Origin of the sequence: Micromonospora avicenniae, from assembly GCF_900156065.1 — a bacterium.
Taxonomy (GTDB): domain Bacteria; phylum Actinomycetota; class Actinomycetes; order Mycobacteriales; family Micromonosporaceae; genus Micromonospora; species Micromonospora avicenniae.
Genome location: NZ_FTNF01000006.1, coordinates 207,115 through 224,665 on the forward strand (window position 1 = coordinate 207,115; position 17,551 = coordinate 224,665).

At 72.8% G+C, this 17,551-nt stretch carries 21 protein-coding genes; 11 read left to right on the forward strand and 10 right to left on the reverse strand.

The window, feature by feature from the left end:
- Nucleotides 1-139 precede the first annotated feature (139 nt).
- Nucleotides 140-775 (forward strand): HU family DNA-binding protein, encoded by a 636-nt coding sequence (locus BXA10_RS12430; protein ID WP_175649188.1) that lies wholly within the window; start codon nt 140-142, stop codon nt 773-775.
- A gap of 228 nt (nt 776-1,003) precedes the next feature.
- Here BXA10_RS12430 and BXA10_RS12435 read toward each other — a convergent pair whose 3' ends face one another.
- From BXA10_RS12435 to cofC, 4 genes are all read right to left on the reverse strand, one after another.
- Nucleotides 1,004-1,873: a bifunctional NUDIX hydrolase/histidine phosphatase family protein gene (locus tag BXA10_RS12435; protein ID WP_076470469.1), complete on the reverse strand. Its 870-nt coding sequence runs from the start codon at nt 1,871-1,873 to the stop codon at nt 1,004-1,006.
- Between the two features lie 139 nt (nt 1,874-2,012).
- On the reverse strand, nt 2,013-4,334 hold the full coding sequence (locus BXA10_RS12440) for an RNA degradosome polyphosphate kinase (RefSeq protein ID WP_076470470.1): 2,322 nt from the start codon (nt 4,332-4,334) through the stop codon (nt 2,013-2,015).
- A 54-nt stretch (nt 4,335-4,388) separates the two neighbouring features.
- The gene (locus tag BXA10_RS12445) at nt 4,389-4,586 is read right to left on the reverse strand and encodes a cold-shock protein (RefSeq protein WP_076470471.1); all 198 of its coding nucleotides are present in this window, start codon (nt 4,584-4,586) and stop codon (nt 4,389-4,391) included.
- A 27-nt stretch (nt 4,587-4,613) separates the two neighbouring features.
- Nucleotides 4,614-5,252 (reverse strand): 2-phospho-L-lactate guanylyltransferase, encoded by a 639-nt coding sequence (cofC, locus tag BXA10_RS12450; protein ID WP_076470472.1) that lies wholly within the window; start codon nt 5,250-5,252, stop codon nt 4,614-4,616.
- A gap of 127 nt (nt 5,253-5,379) precedes the next feature.
- Here cofC and BXA10_RS12455 point away from each other — a divergent pair, with 127 nt between their 5' ends.
- The 5 genes from BXA10_RS12455 (at nt 5,380) to BXA10_RS12475 (ending at nt 10,449) form a co-directional block, all read left to right on the forward strand.
- Nucleotides 5,380-6,111: a lysophospholipid acyltransferase family protein gene (locus BXA10_RS12455; RefSeq protein ID WP_076470473.1), complete on the forward strand. Its 732-nt coding sequence runs from the start codon at nt 5,380-5,382 to the stop codon at nt 6,109-6,111.
- 67 nt (nt 6,112-6,178) lie between these two features.
- Nucleotides 6,179-7,195 carry an NAD(P)H-dependent glycerol-3-phosphate dehydrogenase gene (locus tag BXA10_RS12460; protein WP_076470474.1) on the forward strand — a complete coding sequence of 339 codons (1,017 nt, stop codon included), beginning with the start codon at nt 6,179-6,181 and terminating at the stop codon, nt 7,193-7,195.
- 7 nt (nt 7,196-7,202) lie between these two features.
- On the forward strand, nt 7,203-8,324 hold the full coding sequence (locus BXA10_RS12465) for a cystathionine gamma-lyase (RefSeq protein WP_076470475.1): 1,122 nt from the start codon (nt 7,203-7,205) through the stop codon (nt 8,322-8,324).
- Between the two features lie 164 nt (nt 8,325-8,488).
- The gene (locus BXA10_RS12470) at nt 8,489-9,277 is read left to right on the forward strand and encodes a putative protein N(5)-glutamine methyltransferase (protein WP_076470476.1); all 789 of its coding nucleotides are present in this window, start codon (nt 8,489-8,491) and stop codon (nt 9,275-9,277) included.
- A gap of 122 nt (nt 9,278-9,399) precedes the next feature.
- Nucleotides 9,400-10,449, forward strand: a complete 1,050-nt coding sequence (locus BXA10_RS12475; RefSeq protein ID WP_076470579.1) for an ROK family protein — start codon at nt 9,400-9,402, stop codon at nt 10,447-10,449.
- 85 nt (nt 10,450-10,534) lie between these two features.
- On the opposite strand, the gene BXA10_RS12480 is transcribed toward BXA10_RS12475, so the two are convergent.
- Together BXA10_RS12480 and BXA10_RS12485 are read right to left on the reverse strand one after the other, a co-directional pair.
- Complete coding sequence (locus tag BXA10_RS12480; protein ID WP_076470477.1) at nt 10,535-10,735, reverse strand: DUF397 domain-containing protein; 201 nt, start codon at nt 10,733-10,735, stop codon at nt 10,535-10,537.
- A 5-nt stretch (nt 10,736-10,740) separates the two neighbouring features.
- Nucleotides 10,741-11,586, reverse strand: a complete 846-nt coding sequence (locus tag BXA10_RS12485) for a helix-turn-helix domain-containing protein (protein ID WP_076470478.1) — start codon at nt 11,584-11,586, stop codon at nt 10,741-10,743.
- Between the two features lie 275 nt (nt 11,587-11,861).
- Here BXA10_RS12485 and BXA10_RS12490 point away from each other — a divergent pair, with 275 nt between their 5' ends.
- The gene (locus tag BXA10_RS12490; RefSeq protein WP_076470479.1) at nt 11,862-12,080 is read left to right on the forward strand and encodes a hypothetical protein; all 219 of its coding nucleotides are present in this window, start codon (nt 11,862-11,864) and stop codon (nt 12,078-12,080) included.
- On the opposite strand, the gene BXA10_RS30850 is transcribed toward BXA10_RS12490, so the two are convergent.
- Nucleotides 12,001-12,285: a hypothetical protein gene (locus tag BXA10_RS30850; RefSeq protein WP_245828222.1), complete on the reverse strand. Its 285-nt coding sequence runs from the start codon at nt 12,283-12,285 to the stop codon at nt 12,001-12,003. The two genes, BXA10_RS12490 and BXA10_RS30850, sit on opposite strands and share 80 nt — an antisense overlap.
- Here BXA10_RS30850 and BXA10_RS32130 point away from each other — a divergent pair.
- Together BXA10_RS32130 and BXA10_RS12500 are read left to right on the forward strand one after the other, a co-directional pair.
- Nucleotides 12,275-12,481 (forward strand): hypothetical protein, encoded by a 207-nt coding sequence (locus BXA10_RS32130; RefSeq protein ID WP_245828225.1) that lies wholly within the window; start codon nt 12,275-12,277, stop codon nt 12,479-12,481. The two genes, BXA10_RS30850 and BXA10_RS32130, sit on opposite strands and share 11 nt — an antisense overlap.
- A 110-nt stretch (nt 12,482-12,591) precedes the next feature.
- Entirely contained in the window at nt 12,592-13,698 is a 1,107-nt protein-coding gene (locus BXA10_RS12500; RefSeq protein ID WP_076470481.1) for a D-alanine--D-alanine ligase family protein, read from the forward strand.
- A gap of 71 nt (nt 13,699-13,769) precedes the next feature.
- Here the strand turns inward: BXA10_RS12500 and BXA10_RS12505 are convergent, their stop codons facing one another.
- A complete protein-coding gene (locus tag BXA10_RS12505) occupies nt 13,770-14,405 on the reverse strand; it encodes a DUF3515 family protein (protein ID WP_425436060.1) in 636 nt (211 codons plus the stop codon).
- A 9-nt stretch (nt 14,406-14,414) separates the two neighbouring features.
- Entirely contained in the window at nt 14,415-14,648 is a 234-nt protein-coding gene (locus BXA10_RS12510; protein WP_076470483.1) for an Lrp/AsnC ligand binding domain-containing protein, read from the reverse strand.
- Between the two features lie 146 nt (nt 14,649-14,794).
- On the opposite strand from BXA10_RS12510, the gene BXA10_RS12515 reads away from it, so the two are divergent.
- Nucleotides 14,795-15,733, forward strand: coding sequence for a thiamine-phosphate kinase (locus BXA10_RS12515; RefSeq protein WP_076470580.1), 939 nt, complete (start codon nt 14,795-14,797; stop codon nt 15,731-15,733).
- A gap of 18 nt (nt 15,734-15,751) precedes the next feature.
- The gene (locus BXA10_RS12520) at nt 15,752-16,219 is read left to right on the forward strand and encodes a GNAT family N-acetyltransferase (protein WP_076470581.1); all 468 of its coding nucleotides are present in this window, start codon (nt 15,752-15,754) and stop codon (nt 16,217-16,219) included.
- A 37-nt stretch (nt 16,220-16,256) separates the two neighbouring features.
- Here the strand turns inward: BXA10_RS12520 and BXA10_RS12525 are convergent, their stop codons facing one another.
- Entirely contained in the window at nt 16,257-17,510 is a 1,254-nt protein-coding gene (locus BXA10_RS12525; protein WP_245828220.1) for an ATP-grasp domain-containing protein, read from the reverse strand.
- Nucleotides 17,511-17,551 lie beyond the last annotated feature (41 nt).

Consider the following 17,551-nt stretch of genomic DNA (forward strand, 5'->3'; position numbering starts at 1 on the left):
CACCGGCCCGGCCGGTGGGGGCGAATTCGTTGCGACACAAGGGCTTTTTTCGACCGAATGTTTGTGTCCCGGCAGCACAGGGCATACCGTGCGCGCAGAATGGCTCGCGTCGAGTCAGTTGCACAATCGGGAGGAAGTCGTGAACAAGGCCGAGCTCATCGAGGCGCTCGCCGTTCGCCTGGGAGACCGGAAGATGGCGACGGCCGCGCTCGACGCGGTCCTCGCTGAGGTCCAGGCGGCGGTCACCAAGGGCGAGAAGGTGGCGATCACCGGATTCGGAGCGTTCGAAAAGCGTGTACGGGGCGCGCGAACAGCCCGGAACCCTCGGACCGGTGAGGCGGTGAAGGTCAAGAAGACATCCGTCCCGACCTTCCGCGCCGGCGCCGGTTTCAAGGAGATGGTGGCCAGCGGCAAGGTGCCGAAGGCCACGGCTGCGGCGAAGAAGACCACCGCGGCCGCCAAGACCACCGGCGCCAAAGCCACTCGTGCCAAGGCGACCGGCACCAAGGCCACGGCGACCGCGCAGAAGACCACGGCGGCGAAGAAGGCCGCGACCAAGGCGACCAAGACCACTGCGGCGACCAAGACCACTGCGGCGACCAAGGCGGCGGCGACCAAGAAGGCCGCTCCGGCGCGGAAGACCGCGGCGGCGGGCCGGACCGCCGCGGCGAAGAAGACCACCGCGACGGCCAAGACCACGGCGGCGAAGAAGGCGCCGGCGAAGAAGACGGCGGCCAAGAAGGCCCCGGCCAAGAAGGCAGCCACCCGGCGCTGACCGGTCGGCTCGAAGGGCGTCCACCAGGTGGTGGGCGCCCTTCGACGTGTACGGGCTCCGACCCACTGGTGGGCGCCTTTCGGCACGGCGACCCTGGCGGTCGACTCGGGTTGCCTGATGTCGCGGTGTCCCGGGCCGTGCGACACCACGCGTTCAATGAGCTGGAGTTGACCGGCCCGTGGCGACCGGGCGGTGGAGCCGCCGTGACCGCGACCGGGTGTCGGGACGTCAGAGGCGCTCGGCGGTGAGCAGGGTGTCGCCGGTGAACGCCAGCAGCCAGCCCCCGCCCTTCGGAGTGTTGAAGTCCTCCCCGACGCGGCCGGTGAGCTGTTCCAGCGCCCTTGGAATCACCTTGCCCTGGCTGCACACCGCCGCACTACCGCCGGCGCCGGCCAGGCCCAGCAGGCAGGCGGCGAGGGCGAGGGCCCGCTCATCGGGCTGCTGGCCCGCTCGCGGCTCGTCCAGGTCGCTGCAGACCTCGATCGGCAGGTCCAGGCGGGCAGCGGCCGGGTCGAGGGTCTGCACGCATCGTCGCGGCGAGGCGGAGAGCAGCCGTTGCGGGCGGATCAGCGCCACCAGTTCGGCCAACGCGTACGCCTGCGCCCAGCCCTCGGAGTCCAGCGGCCGTGCGGTGTCCGGGCCGGTTCCGGTGCCCCGCGTACCGGCGTGGCCGTGCCGGACCACCAGCAGGGTCGCGGTAACCGGGGGAAGTGCCGCGAACGCGGCGAGCACCTCGGCGTCGTGCGGATAGCTGACCAACCGGGCCGCGTCGTCCACGGGAAGCCAGCGCACCTCGTCGACCTCGGTGTCGGGCTGGAAGCCGCCGCTGGCCACCGCCCGCATCGACCAGTAGTCGACGACCTTCGGGTGCCCCTCACTGCGATAGTGCGCGGACGGCAGCCGGACCTGAGGTACCCCCCGCACGTCGGACTCCTCGGCCACCTCGCGAACGGCGGCGACCAGCGGGTGCTCCGCCGGTTCCAGCTTGCCCTTCGGCAGCGTCCAGTCCCCGTAGCGGGGCCGGTGGACGACGCACACCTCGATTCCGCCGGCACCAGGTCGCCACGGGACCCCACCGGCCGCGCGGATCCCGGTCATCGCGGCAGCCCGGCTCGGGTGGACCCAGCCTGCGGCGGTATCCGCGAAGCGACGACCGGCGGCAGGGACGGCGTACGGCGCCCGCCCGTCGCGTCTCCGCGTCGCTCTCGCCTCACCCCGTCAGCCTAGGCCGTGGCCGTCAGCCCGGGGTGCCACCGGCCCGGGTCAGCAGCAGTCCCTGAAGATGGGTCAACGGTTCCTCCCCGGTTCCGGGCCGGCGCGTCCAGGTGCCGTCCTCGGCCAGCTCGAACGCCTCCACGTCGGGGCTCATCGCGGCGGAGAGCACGTGGTCCAGTTCGGCCCGGGCGACCGGGTCGGTGACCTTCACCAGCGCCTCGACCCGCCGGTCCAGGTTCCGGTGCATCAGGTCGGCCGAACCGATCCAGAACTCGGCGTCGCCGTTGTTGCCGAACCGGAAGATCCGGGAGTGCTCCAGGAAACGGCCGAGGATCGAACGGACCCGGATGTTCTCCGACAGCCCCGGCACCCCAGGCCGCAGCGTGCACATCCCGCGGATCAGCAGGTCGACGTGGACGCCGGCCTGCGAGGCGCGGTAGAGCGCGTCGGTGACGGCCTCGTCGACCAGCGAGTTCACCTTGAACTGGACCAGGCCGGGCATGCCCAGCCGGACGTGGGCGATCTCCCGTTCGATCCGCTCGACGAGGCCGCTGCGGATGCCCTGCGGCGCCACCAACAGCCGGCGGTACGCGGTCTGCCGGCTGTAGCCGGTGAGGACGTTGAAGAGGTCGGTCAGGTCGGCGCCGATCTCCGGGTCGGCGGTGAGCATCCCGAAGTCCTCGTAGAGCCGGGCCGTCTTCGGGTGGTAGTTGCCGGTGCCGATGTGGCAGTACCGGCGGATCTGGTTGCCCTCCTGCCGCACCACCAACGCGGTCTTGCAGTGCGTCTTCAGCCCCACCAGGCCGTACACGACGTGGCAGCCGGCCCGTTCCAGCGTCCGGGCCCAGCCGATGTTCGCCACCTCGTCGAAGCGGGCCTTCAGCTCCACCAGCACCACCACCTGCTTGCCCGCTGCGGCGGCGTCGACCAGGGCGTCGACGATGGGGGAGTCGCCACTGGTGCGGTAGAGGGTTTGCTTGATGGCCAGCACGTTCGGGTCGGCGGCGGCCTGCTCGATGAAGCGCTGCACGCTGGTGGCGAACGAGTGGTACGGGTGGTGCACCAGGATGTCCCCGTCGCGCAGCGTGGCGAACACGCTGCGCGGCACCTCGCCTTCGGTGAGCCGTGGGTGGGTGGCCGGTACGAACGGCTTGTCCTTCAGGTCCGGCCGGTCCGCCTCCTCGTAGAGCTGCCAGAGTGCGGAAAGGTCGAGCAGGCCGGGCACCCGCAGCACGTCCTGGTCGTCCATGTCGAGTTCGCGGACGAGCAGATCGAGCATGTAGTCGGTGATCGAGGCGGCCACCTCCAGCCGTACCGGCGGGCCGAACCGTCGCCGGGCCAGCTCCCGCTCCAGCGCCTGGAGCAGATCCTCGTCCCGGTCCTCGTCGACCTCCACCTCGGCGTTGCGGGTGACCCGGAACAGGTGGCACTCGACCACCTGCATGCCCGAGAAGAGCTGGCCGAGGTGCACCGAGATCAGGTCCTCCACCGGCAGCATCCGCACGCCGGGCAGGCCGCGCTGTACCCGGACGAAGCGGGGCACGTTGTTGGGCACCTTCACCCGGGCGAAGAGCTCCGACCCGCCGTCGGGATCGCGTACCGCCACGGCCAGGTTGAGTGACCGCCCCGAGATGTACGGGAACGGGTGCGCCGGGTCGACCGCCAGCGGCGTGAGCACCGGGAAGATCTGCTCACGGAAGTACGCGCGCAGCCGCTCCCGCTCGGCGTCGTCCAGTTCGGCCCAGCGCATTATGCGGATGTCCTCGGCCGCGAGCTGCGGGAGCACGTCCTCGACGAAGGTCGCGGCGTGCCGGGCCGCCAGGGCGGCGCTCTTCTCGGCGATCAGACCCAGCTGGGTGCGCAGGGGCATCCGGTCCCCGCCGCGAACCGGCAGCCCGGCCTGCAGGCGGCGCTTCAGTCCGGCGACCCGGACCATGTAGAACTCGTCCAGATTGCTGGCGAAGATGGCCAGGAACTTGGCCCGTTCCAGCAGCGGGGTGCGCGGGTCCTCGGCGAGGGCGAGCACCCGCGCGTTGAAGTCGAGCCAGGAGAGTTCCCGGTTGAGGAACCGGTCCTCGGGCAGCGGCGCAGCCTCCGGCGGGTCCTCGCGGGCAGTGGCCGCCCCGGGGCGCGGGTTCACCGGTCCGGCCTCGGCGACCGGGTCGAGCACCTCCTCCAATCCACTGGAGGCGGCCGCCGCGTCGGCCTCGGGAGTTCGAGCGCGGGCGTGCTCGGTCGGACGGTCGGCGCGGAAGCGGCCGTCGGTGCCGCGCCGCCGGTTGCCGTTACGGGCCGCTGACTCTTCGGTGGTGGGCTGGGCGGGATCCTCGCGAGGGGTGCTCACCCGCCCATAATCACCCGATACGGGTGAACGCAAAATGAACTTCGAGCCGACTGGTCAGATCATCGTCGGCAACGTCACCCGGAGCACCTCGCCGGCCGCGTCGGTCTCCACCCGTACCCGCTGGCCCAGACGGAGCAGGCGCAGCCCGGAGGCGTCGAAGGCGCGGGCCGGGAAGGGCAGCTCGGTGCCGTCGTCGAGGAGCAGCACGCCGCTGCGGGTCGCCGCGTCGTAGGTGGCCACCGTGCCCTGCATGCGAGCACCGTACACCGGCGGGCCGGCTCAGCCCGGTGCGGCGGCCCGGTCGACGGTGAGCGCGGCGGTGTACGGCCCCAACCCGAGCCGGGCGGCGGCGGTCAGGTCCGCCGCCGTGTCCACGTCGCGCCGCAGACTCGGCCAAACGCCTGTCAACGGCAGCGCCCCGCTCGCGGCGTGCGCCGCCGCCGAGCGCGCCCCGAAGTGGGGTCGCAGCGCCACCCCCGGCGGCCTGGTGAGCAGCACCGTCCCGTCGCCCGGGGCGTCGGCCACGTACCGCCGTACCGCCGGGCCCTCCTCGGCGGCATGTAGCGCGTCGGCCAGGTCGGCGGGGCGCAGCGCCGGCAGGTCCGCGGTGAGGCCGGCCACCCAGCCGGCACCCGCGGCGTCCGCGCCGTGCCGGAAGGCCGCGTTCAGCCCGGCGGCGGGCAGATCCGGCAGCACCCGGGCCCCGAGGTCCCGGGCCACGGCGCCGATCCGCGCGTCGTCGGTGACGAGGAGCACGTCGGCGACCACCGGGCAGGCCCGCACCGCGCGGACCGTGTCGGCCGCCAGGGCCAACGCCAACTCCTCGTGGGGTACGCCCGGCAGCGCTCCACGCAGGCGACTCTTCGCCGCCGTCAGGCGCTTCGCCGGCACCACCACGGCCCACCTCGGCTGACTCACGCCACAATCCTGCCAGCTGGTCGTCGGTACCCTCGCTGGCCCGCACCATGGGCGAGCAGGCATGATTTCCGCTGCGGGGAGCGCCGGCGGTCCGGTGCGCGGACCCCGAGCGGCACGAGGAGGCGCGGTGGCACGGCGGAGACTGGGATTCTGGCCACGGTTGGCCGCGATGCTGGTGAAGCCGATCATGTCGGTGTGGACCCGGCGGACCTGGCAGGGCATGGAACACCTGCCCCAGGACGGCGGCGTGATCATCGTGGCGAATCACCTGTCGCACGCCGACCCGCTCGTCTCCGCGCACTTCATCTTCGACGCGGGCCGCTGGCCGCAGTACCTGGCGAAGGCGAGCCTGTTCCGGGTGCCGGTGCTGGGGTGGATCCTGCACCGTTGCCGCCAGATCCCGGTGGAGCGGGGCACCGTCGACGCAGCCCGGTCGCTCGCGACGCTGGTGAAGGCGGTCCAGGCCGGCGACGCCGTGGTGATCTACCCGGAGGGCACCACCAGCCGGGAACCGGACCTGTGGCCGATGCGGGGCAAGACCGGCGCCGCGCGGCTGGCGCTGGCCACCGGCGCCCCGGTCGTCCCGGTCGCGATGTGGGGTCCGGAGCGGATCTTCGACCCGCGGACGAAGCGGCTCAGCCTGCGCCCGCGGATCCCGGTGACCGTGGTGGCAGGCCCGCCGATCGACCTGAGCCGGTGGGCGGGCGCGGCCCCCGGGCGGGTCGTCCTCGAAGAGGTCAGCGACACGATCATGCTGCGGCTGCGGGACATGCTCGCCGAGGTCCGCGGCGGCACACCCCCGCCGCTCTGGGAGCGATCGAACCGTTCGCAGCGCCAGCAGCAGGGCGAGTCGGCGTGAGCGAGCGAACCATCAAGCACAGCAGCGGGGCGCCTCGCGCCGCCGCGAAGCGGAGCGGAGCGGCGGCGTGAGCGAGCGGAGCGGACACGTCGCGGTGCTCGGTGCCGGCTCCTGGGGCACCGCGTTCGCCAAGATCCTCGCCGATGCCGGCCGGGAGGTGACCATCTGGGCACGGCGGCAGCCGGTCGCCGACACCCTGCGGGCCGAGCGGCGCAACCCGGAGTACCTGCCGCACCTGGTCTTGCCGGGGCACGTTACCGCGACCACCGACGCCGCCGAAGCGATCACCGGTGCCGAGCTGGTGGTGCTGGCCGTGCCCTCGCAGACGTTGCGCGCCAACCTCGCCGAGTGGGCCGGGCACGTACACCCGGACGCCACGCTGGTGTCGTTGATGAAGGGCATCGAACTCGGCACCACCAAGCGGATGAGTGAGGTGATCGTCGAGGCCGCCGGGGTGGCGGCGCATCGGGTCGTGGTCGTCTCCGGTCCGAACCTGGCTCCGGAGATCGCCGCCGAGCAGCCGGCCGCGACCGTGGTGGCCGGTACGGACAGCCGGCGGACGGCGCTCGTGCAGTCGTCGATCCGGACGCCGTACCTCCGCCCGTACACGAACGACGACGTGATCGGCTGCGAGCTGGGCGGGGCGGTCAAGAACGTGATCGCCCTGGCGTACGGGATCGCCACCGCGATGGGCTTCGGCGACAACACCCGGGCGATGCTGATGACCCGGGGCCTGGCCGAGACCGCCCGCCTGGGCGTTGCGCTCGGCGCGGACCCGATCACCTTCGCCGGCCTCGCCGGCATGGGCGACCTGGTCGCCTCCTGCTCCTCGCCGTTGGCTCGCAACCGCACCTTCGGTGAGCACCTGGGGCGGGGCGAGACGATGGAGCAGGCGCAGACCGCCACCCGGCAGACCGCCGAGGGTGTGAAGAGCTGCCTCTCGATCCGTGACCTGGCCCGGGCGCACGGCGTGGAGATGCCGATCACCGAGCAGGTCGAGCGGATCTGCCACGAGGGGATGGACCCCCGGATCGCGGTCGACACGCTGATGAGCCGTACCGCCAAGCCCGAGTCGTATGAGTGAGGACCGAATGAGCGAGTTGGGGGACGGTACCCGCTGCGTGCACGCGGGCCTGCCCGAGCCGGCGCCGGGGCAGCCCTTCCTGCCCGGCCCGGTCTTCGCCGCGCCGTACCACCTCGACCCGTGGCAGGGGCCGGCGGGCGCGGCGAACGGTTACGGCCGCCCCGACAACCCGACCCGGCGGCTGCTGGAGGCCGCGGTCGGGGAGTTGGAGGGCGGTGACTGCCGGGTCTTCGCCAGCGGGCAGGCGGCGATCACCGGTCTGCTGCTAACCGTGCTGCGTCCGGGTGACACGGTGCTGCTCCCCGCCGACGGGTACTTCCCGGTCCGGGCCTTCGCCACGGACACGCTGGAGCCGATGGGCGTACGGGTGGTCTTCGTGCCGACGGTCGGGCCGTACCCGACGTTGGAGGGGGTCCGGCTGGTGCTGGTGGAGACCCCCGCGAACCCGGGGCTGGACGTGGTCGACGTGGCCGCGCTGGCCGACCTGGCACACGCGGCGGGCGCGCTGCTCGCGGTGGACAACACCACCGCCACCCCGCTCGGCCAGCGACCGTTGGACCTCGGCGCGGACCTGGTGGTCGCCTCGGGCACTAAGGCGCTCACCGGCCACTCCGACCTGCTGCTCGGCTACGTGGCCAGCCGGTCGGCGGAGCTGATCGAGGCGGTCACGCTCTGGCGCAACGCCACCGGGGCGGTCCCGGGCGCGTTCGACGCGTGGCTGGCGCACCGGTCGCTGGCGACCATGGACCTGCGGCTGGGCCGGCAGTCCGCCAACGCCGAGGCGATCGCCGCGCTGCTCGCCGGCCGCGCGGACGTGACCGGCCTGCGCTGGCCGGGCCGGCCGGAAGACCCGGCATACCCGGTGGCGTCGACGCAGATGCGCCGCATGCCGGGGGTGCTCTCCTTCGATCTCGGTGACGCCGACCGGGTCGCCCGGTTCATCGACGCCGCCCGGCTGGTCGTCGCGGCCACCTCCTTCGGCGGCCTGCACACGACCGTGGACCGGCGGGCCCAGTGGGGGGACGACACCTCCGCGGGCTTCGTCCGCCTCTCCTGCGGGGTGGAGGACACCGCCGATCTGGTGGCCGACATCGCCGCCGCGCTGGACGCCGCCGGCCCGATCAACTGATCGCCGCCGCGGCGGGTTATGGTTCCGGGTGGCCCGGTGCCGGGCCCCCGATCTGAGGAGGTGAGTCCGATCCGACCGACAGCAGGACCGGCGCTCCCCTCCGAGTCCAGGCCGCGCCGATAGCGGCCACCGGGGGCGCCGACGAGCATCCCCGGAGGTTTGCCATGACCGTGCCGTCCCACATCGATCGTTCCGCCCTGGTGCGGCAGCTACGTGCCGCCGGTTGCGTCTTCGCCGAGGACGAGGCGGAACTGCTGCTCGACGCCGCCGATTCCCCGGAGGCGTTGGCCGGCCTCGTCGAACGCCGGATCGCCGGTGAACCGTTGGAGTACCTGCTCGGCTGGGCCGAGTTCTGCGGGCTGCGGATCGCCGTCGACCCGGGGGTGTTCGTGCCCCGCCGGCGTACCGCCCTGTTGGTGGAGGTCGCGGCGGAGCTCGCCGGCCCGTCCCCGGCCGTGGCGGACCTCTGTTGCGGCTCGGGCGCGACCACGCTCGCGCTGGCGCGGCGGCTCGCACCGCGTTGGCTGGCCGCCGCCGACATCGACCCGGCGTCGGTGGCCTGCGCCCGGCGTAACCTCGCGGGCCTGGCCGCCCCGGTGTTCGAGGGCGATCTGTTCGCACCGCTGCCGCAGCAGTGGCGGGGCCGGTTGGACCTGGTCGTCGCCAACGCCCCGTACGTGCCGACGGCGGCGGTGGCGCTGATGCCGCAGGAAGCGCGTCTGCACGAGGTGCCGGTGGCGCTCGACGGTGGTCCGGACGGGCTGTCCGTGTTGCGCCGGGTGGCCGCCGGTGCGGCCCACTGGCTCGCGCCCGGTGGCCACCTGGTCGTGGAGGCGTCCGAGCGGCAGATCGACGCGCTGAGCGCGGCGTTCACCGCGGCCGGGCTGGTGCCCCGGGTACGGCACGACGAGGAACTGGACGCCACTGCGGTCACCGGTCGCCGCCCGGCCTGAGCCCGCACTCGTTCCGGGCGGGGTGTTCCGGTCAACCGATGCGACCACGGGCCGCCGGGAGCCTGGTGGGCCGATGGAGATCGAACTAGCCTCTGATCAGGTTCGCTGGGGGAGGGGTGGGCGTGGGCAGCGCAGGGGTGCCGGTGGTGGTCGGGCTGGACAACGGTGGGAGCAGCAACAACGCCACAGTCCTGACGGTGGACGGTCGGTTCCTGGTGGACGAGCTGGTGGAGATCCCGAGCGAGGTGCACGCCGGGCCGGAGGCGGCGATCGACGCGCTGGCCCGCGCGCTGGACGGCGTCCTGGCCCACACCGGTGTGCCGCGTGAGCTGGTACGCGCGGTGGGGCTGGACACTCCCGGCCCGGCGAGCGCCGCCGGGGTGATCTCCTCACGTGGCTCGACCAACTTCTCCGAACCGGCCTGGCGGGGCTTCGACGTGCGCGGTGCGCTCGAACGGAGACTCGAACTGCCGGTGACCTATCACAACGACGGCAACGCGGCCGCGCTCTACGCCCACCACGTCCACTTCGGAGCCGACGCGATGGTCCGGTCGTCGGTCTCCGCGATCGTCGGCACCGGTCTCGGTGGTGGTGTGGTGGAGAACGGCCGGGTGGTCTCCGGGGCGGCCGGGATGGCGGGCGAACTGGGTCACGTGCACATCCCGCTCACCGACCTGCTCGCCCCGGACCAGCCCGTGCCGGCCTGTGCCTGCGGGTTCGCCGGGGACGTGGAGAGCGTCGCCTCGCTGACCGCCATCGAGCGCAACCTGTTGCCGTACTGGCTGGGCCGCTACCCGGACCACCCGCTGGCCGCCGAGTCGCCGGCCCGGGCGGCACGTCTGGTGCGCGGCTACGGCGAGCGGGGCGACGAACTGGCCCGCGCCATCTTCACCCAGCAGGCGGCGGCCATCGGCCGGCTGTTCACCATCGCCGCCAACTTCACCGACCCGCACGCGTACTTCGTCGGTGGCGGGGTGGTCGAGGCGGCGCCGGAGTTCCGCGACTGGTTCCTGGCGACCGTCCGCGAGCACACCACGCTGCGCGAGGAGCAGGCTGCGGTCGCCGCCTTCGCCCTGGTGCCGGACCGGGACATGGCCGGCGCGCGTGGCGTGGCCATCGCCGCGTTGGAGGCGCTGCGCGGCGGGTCGGCGCCCCGGCCGGTGATGACCTGAGCGCGTGCCGGCCGGCCACCGCCCACGGGTGGCCGGCCGGGTCCGCGCTTCCGGCCACCACCCACCGGCAGCCGGACGTCGGAGATCAGGGCTGTGGCGGTGCCTGGGCGAACGCGGCCCAGGCCGCCGGTGTGAAGAGCAGCGCCGGGCCGTGCGGATCCTTGGAGTCGCGTACCGCAACAAGGTCGGGGATCAAGGCCACCTCCACGCAGGCGCCTTCGTCGCCACTGCGGCTGCTCTTGCGCCAGGCGGCCGCGGCCAGGGCCGCGCTGATCGTCGGTGTCATCCGTCCTACCGTCCCTTCAGGAGGTCGAGAAGTTTGTCGCGGCTGTCCGCCGGGCTGAGCGCGACGGTCCGCAGGTGTTCCATGATCTTGGTGCAGGTGCGCAGGTCACCGGGACCGTCGAGGATCATCTGACCGGCCACCGTCTCCACCGAGGCGATGATCGGGTCCTCGGGGTCGGCGAACTCCAGGATGTGCAGCGACCCTCGGGTGCCCCGGTGGTAGCCGGCGGCGAGTGGGATCACCTGGACGGTGATGTTCGGCAGCTCTGCCATCTTCACCAGGTGCCGCAGCTGGCCCTCCATCGCCGCCCGGTCGCCGACCGGTCGCAGCAGCGCGCCTTCGTCGATGACGGCGTCGAGGATCGGCGGGGCGTCTCCGGTGAGCCGTTGCTGACGGTCGAGGCGCAGCTTGACCCGCTGCTCCACCTGGTCGTCGCTGAGGGTGTGGGGGCCGCCCCGCATCACGCCGCGGATGTAGTCGGCGGTCTGGAGCAGGCCGGGCACCACCGAGGGCTCGAAGTTGGCGATGCCGGTCGCCTCGGCCTCCAGCGCGATGAAGTCGATGGTGCGGCGGTCCAGGAGGTAGGAGTAGGACACCCACCAACCGGGCTTTCGCGCGTCCTTGGCGAGCTGCACGGCTGCGGCGATCTCCTCCGGAGCGACCCCGTAGAGGGTGAGCAGGGCGCGTACGGTGGCCGGCTTGACCGGTGACTGAGCGTTCTCGTAGCGCGAGAGCGTGCTACGGGTGCTGTTGATTTCGTCGGCCGCCGTCTCCAGGGTCAGGCCGGCTGCCTCCCGGTGGGTGCGCAGGGCGAGCCCGAGACGGCGGGCGCGGGCGGTCTTCGGAGCCATGCATCGATGGTTGCACATTTCTCTGGGAATCGGTACATGAGAGAACGCCAGTGAGAGTTGCATTCACGCCTGTACACCTGTCAATCTGTTACCGCGTCCTCACCGCCGGTTGTCGTGGCGACGGTGGTGGTGAGCGACCGGAGGGGATGGGGCGCGCGGCGGTCGGGTTCTCCCCCGTACCCGATCGCCGCGTGCCGCGCCGTTCCCACCCGCCGGAAGGGAGTGAGCGTGCATACCGGTCCGCGAGTCCACCCCGACCACCCCGGGAGTCGGCGATGACCCGCTTCCTGGTGGTGCTCACCGACGTGCGCCCGTTCGAGGGGAACGGTCGCAACGAGCGGACCTCTCCGGAACGGCGCCGCCAGGTCGTCGGCGCCAGCAACCGCGAGGCGGCCGAGCGGATCGCCGGCGCCTTCATGGCGCTGGGCATGGTCCGAGCCGGCCGGCAGCGGGTGAAGGTGATCGCCGTCGGACGACGGCGCTCCCGCGACTGACCACACCGGAGCCACCGCGACCGGCGCCGACCCGGCCGGCCACATGCCGGGCCGGGCTCGATATGCGTACCTCGCCGCTGCGGACCGAGTCCGCCATCGCGTACTCGGCCGCGGTCTCGCAGAGGTGTGCCAGGTCCGCCCCTGAGTTGTCCGGCCACATGTCCCGTGCATCCATGATGGACGGTGAGACGAACTTGGCGCCCATCTTGCCCGCCACCGCCCGGGCCGGGAACGTCCTGCCGCAGCCGGTCGTGCTCACCGCCGACCGGCTCCGGCTCGTCGCCGGCAGCGGCGAAGCGCGGCGGGACGACGTCGGCCGGCTCCTGCTCGTAGGCGGAGAGCGGGTCGCTGCCGGCGCCGGTGGACGCTCTGGGGTATTACTCACCGTAAGCGTCCGCTGACCGATTCTAAAGGTCGCCGCGTCTCGTCTGGTATCGCCCGCAGCCCTCCACCACGCACAGTAGTGTCACCGTTGAGCGACCAGCGCCCGTCGACCCGAGAGGTGACCGGAGTGAGCACCCCTGGCAAGACCCGCGTGGCCGTCGTCTTCGGCGGTCGCAGCCCGGAGCACGGCATCTCCTGCGTCAGCGCCGGCGGCGTGATCAGCGCCCTCGATCCGGACGAGTACGAGGTGGTGCCGGTGGGCATCACGCGGGCCGGGCAGTGGGTGCTCACCGGCGGCGAGCCGGACCAGCTCGTCATCCGGGCCCGGCAGCTGCCGGAGATCACCGCGGACTCCGGCGTGGACCTGGTGCTTCGCGCCGACCCCACCGGGCGCGGGCTGATGGTGCTCGACCAGGTGGAGGGTCCCCGTGCGCTCGCCGACGTGGATGTGGTCTTCCCCGTTCTGCACGGCGCCTACGGCGAGGACGGCACCATCCAGGGCATGTTGGAGATGGCGGGCATCCCGTACGTCGGGGCGAACGTGTTCGCCTCGGCCGCCGCCATGGACAAGGAGTTCACCAAGAAGCTCTGCGCCGCCGAGGGCATCCCGATCGGCCCGTACGCGGTGCTGCGCAACGGGATGACGTTGAGTGACGCCGACAAGGAACGGCTGGGCCTGCCGGTCTTCGTCAAGCCGTCCCGGGCCGGGTCGTCCGTCGGCGTGAGCAAGGTGAGCGACTGGTCCGACCTGGACGCGGCGGTCGCCCTCGCCCGGGAGACCGATCCGAAGGTGCTCGTGGAGAGCGCCATCGTCGGCCGTGAGGTCGAGTGCGGCGTGCTGGAAGGGGAGGCCGGCGGCAGCCCCGAGGCGTCGGTGATCGCCGAGGTCCGCTTGGTCGCCGACCACGAGTTCTACGACTTCCAGGCGAAGTACATCGACTCGGCGACGTCCTGCGAGTACGACGTCCCGGCCAACCTGCCCGAGCGGGTCACCCGGGAGATACAGGACTACGCGGTGCGTTCCTTCACCGCGCTCGACTGTGCCGGCCTGGCCCGGGCGGACTTCTTCGTCACCCCGGAACTGGACGTCTACCTCAACGAGGTCAACACCATGCCGGGCTTCACGCCGTCGTCGATGTTCCCGAAGATGTGGGCGATGTCGGGGCTGGAGTATCCGAAGCTGGTCGACCGCCTGGTCCGCACCGCCCTCGCCCGGGGCGTCGGTCTGCGCTGACGCCCCCTGAGCAGATGCCGCCGGGCCGGGCGACCGGGACCGTGCGGGCCCGCACCCACGGTGGGGTGAGGTCAGCCGCGGCAGCCGGCGGGAATGTCGCCGCCGGAGGGAACCGCGGCCACGATCGTGTCCGAGATCGGCGGCACCCACTGCAACGCCGCCCCGTACTCGCGGGGTACCCGCACCGTCACCGCGGTCTCCCGGTCGACGGTGGTGAGCACGGTCGCGTCCGGCTGTTCGTCGGCGTACCAGCAGACCTTGTTGACCGAGTAGACGTCGGACGTGGGCGGGAGCGACGGCTCGGCACCGCCGCACGCCAGGGTGACGGCCGGATCCCCGTACGCGGCGTTCTGCTCCGGACCGGCGGTCACCGGACGCTGGTGCAGGTCGCGGACGGTCGGTGGCAGCTGGGAGAGCAGCGCACGGCAGAGGACGGCCGGCCGGGTGGCGAGCGCCGGAGCGGCCATCTCGACCGGCGCGGTCGACTGCGGCCGGGCAGCGGTGGCCGACGGGCTCGGCGCGGGCGCCGGCGAGTCCGGCGCGAGCTGGACGAAGGCGAGCACGCCCACCAGCAGCGTGATCGGCAGCGCGACCAACGTCGCGATCAGGGCCGCGCGCCGGTTCGTGCCCTCCTGGCCACGCCGGGCATCCGGGGGTGCCTCTTCCGGCAGCTCGTCGGTCCGGTCGTCGGCGGGGGTTTCAGTGATCTTGTCCACTTACAGACGCACCACGGAGCAGGTGAGGGTGCGGGTGATGCCGGGCACCATCTGCACGTTGCTGACGATGAGTTTGCCGAGCTCGTCGACGGTGTTCGCCTCGGTGAGGACGACCACGTCGTACGGGCCGGTGACGGCGTCGACGCGTACCACGCCGGCGAGGTCGGCAATTCGACCGGCCACGTCACGCGCGCGGCCGACCTCCGTCTGAATGAGGATGTACGCCTGTACCACGACTCGACCTCCCTCCGCCGCCGCGTCGAGCGGCCCGAAGGGTGAAACTACCCTACGGTGCAGGTCCGAACCCTATCGGTGGTCGAGGAGATGCGTTGAGCGAGCGCGGCGGGGCCGGGCAGCAGGAGCGGAACGAGGGTGACCGAGTGAGCGTCGCAGCGGTCGGTGAGTTCGGGTTGATCGAGCGGGTGACCGCCCGCCTGTCGCACGGGCCGGCCACCCTGTTGGGACCCGGTGACGACGCGGCGGTGATCGCCGCGCCGGACGGCCGGGTCGCCGCGTCGACCGACGTGCTGGTCGAGGGACGGCACTTCCGGCGGGACTGGGGCAGCGCCCGGGACATCGGGCATCGGGCGGCGGCGGCGAACCTGGCCGACATCGCGGCCATGGGCGGGACCCCGACCGCACTGCTGGTCGCCCTCTGCATGCCGGCGGAGCTCGAACTCAGCTGGGCGGAGGAGCTGGCCGACGGGCTGGCAGCCGAGGCGGCCAGGGTCGGGGCGAGCGTGGTGGGCGGCGACATGTCGGCCAGCCCCACGCTGACCATCGCCGTGACGGCGCTGGGCGACCTGGGCGGACGAGCGCCGGTGCTGCGCTCCGGGGCACGTCCCGGCGACGTGGTCGCCCTCGCCGGTCGGACCGGTTACGCGGCCGCCGGACTGACAGTGCTCTCCCGTGGGTTCCGCACACCCCGGCTGCTCGTCGAGGCGTACCGCCGGCCGGAGGTGCCGTACCCGGCGGGGCCGCAGGCCGCCCAGCTCGGGGCCACCGCCATGATCGACGTTTCGGACGGGCTCCTGGCCGACCTGGGACACGTGGCGAAGGCCAGCGGGGTCGCTGTCGACGTGCGGCGGGACGCCTTCGAGGTACCGCCGCAGATGCGCGACGCGGCGCAGGCGCTGGGCGCCGACCCGTACGCCTGGCTCCTCGGCGGCGGCGAGGACCACGCGCTGGCCGCGACCTTCCCGCCGGACGTGGTCCTGCCCGCGCCGTGGCGGCCGATCGGCGAGGTGACCGCGGGCTCCGGGGTGACGGTCGACGGGAGCCCGTACGCCGGATCGCCTGGTTGGGACCACTTCCGATGAGGGTCGTACCCTGTGCCGGTGAGTGAGATCGACATCCGTGCCGTGCCGTTCGACTCGGCGGTGGCACAGAAGCTCATCCGGGCCGCGCTGGCCGACCTGGGCGCGCGGTACGGCGGCAGCGGCGACGACACACCGGTGGACGTGGCCGAGTTCGTCCCGCCGGACGGCACGTTCCTCGTCGCCTACCTCGACGGTGAGCCCGTCGGCTGCGGCGGTTGGCGCAGCCACGGCGCGGAGGGCGACACGGCCGAGCTGAAGCGGATGTACACCGCCCCGGATTCCAGGGGACGTGGCGTGGCCCGGACGGTGCTGGCGGCCATCGAACGCTCGGCCCTCGCCCACGGGCGCAAGCGGGTGATCCTGGAGTGTGGCGACAAACAGCCCGAGGCGATCGCCATGTACGCCTCGGCCGGCTACGAGCGCATCCCGAACTTCGGCTACTACAAGGACTCGCCGGGCTGCATCTCGTTCGGCCGTACCCTCTGATACCGCACTCCGTCCGGCACCGCCGGTGTGGTCGGCCCTACGCGGTGACGATCTGGATCTGCTCGGCGGCCTTGCCGGCCGCCGCGGTGGCCTCGGTCGGGTCGGCGCCCCAGGCCATCACGTGCCCGCTGCGGGCCAGCGAGTGCGTCACCTCGCCGACCGCCGAGCCGATCGCGACGTCGAAGTGCACGTGCAGCACTCCGGCGACCCGGCGGGCCGCCCGGACGCCCTCGATGGCGGTGATGGTGCCGGGCGGGGCGACCAGGAACTCCGCCGCCGCCGCGCCGGTCGTCCTGGTGGGTAGCTTGGGCCGCTCGCCGCGCAGCGTCCGCAGGTACGCCTCGACGAACCCGCACTCGTACGCGATCGAGATCAGCGCGGTGATCATGTCGCCGGGGAGCCGCGCGGCACACTCGATCAGGGTCGGCACGCCGTCCGCCATGATCCATTCGCTGTGCAGCACACCGGTGCCGAAGCCGGCGGCCCGGCCCAACCGGGCCGCCGCGCCGAGCAGCGCCCGCTGGTCGTCGTCGGGCAGGAGGGACGGCACGGTGTGCCCCGCCTCCACCGGGCGCCGTCCGAGCATCACCCGCTTGTCGGTGACGTTGCCGAAGATGACCTCACCGTCGACGACCAGCAGCTCGACGCTGTGCTCCCGGCCGTCGAGCACCTGCTCGACGAGGACGGCGCTGGGCAGCCCGCGAGCGGCGACCTCCGGCGTGAGTATCGGATCAGCGGTCTCCGCCCAGGCGTCGGCGATCAGCTCCGGATCGGTGAGGATCTGCACGCCGAGGCTGCCCGAGCGGCGGGTGGGCTTCAGCACGCACCGGCCGCCGTGCCGGCGGGCGAACGCGGTCGCCGCGGCCGGGTCGTCGACCAGCTCGAACGCCGGGTTGGCGAGGCCTGCCTCGGCTGCCAGCAGCCGCATCCGGTGCTTGTCGGTGAAGATCTCGGCGGCAGCGGTCCCGGCGCCGGGTAGCCCGAGCGCCTCGGCCAGGCGGGCGCTCGCACCCACCGACCACTCGAAACCGGGCATCACCAGCCGGGCGTCGGTGAGTCCGGGCTCGCGCGCGATCAGCGCGTCCGCGTCGAGGCCCGTCTGGTACTCGGCGGGGACGACCCGGGAGACGAAGGGCAGTTCCGCGGCGAGGCGATCGATGTCCCGGCGGCGGATCACGTCGGGTTCCTCGATGAGCACGACGCTTCCGGCGGGTAGATCCTCGGCGAACCAGCGCAGCATTCCCTGCGAGGCCCCGACGATGATCATCTGCTCCCGGCCCAGGTCCTGCACGGCCTGCCCCTCCCCGTGAGCGCCGCACCGGACGATCCGGC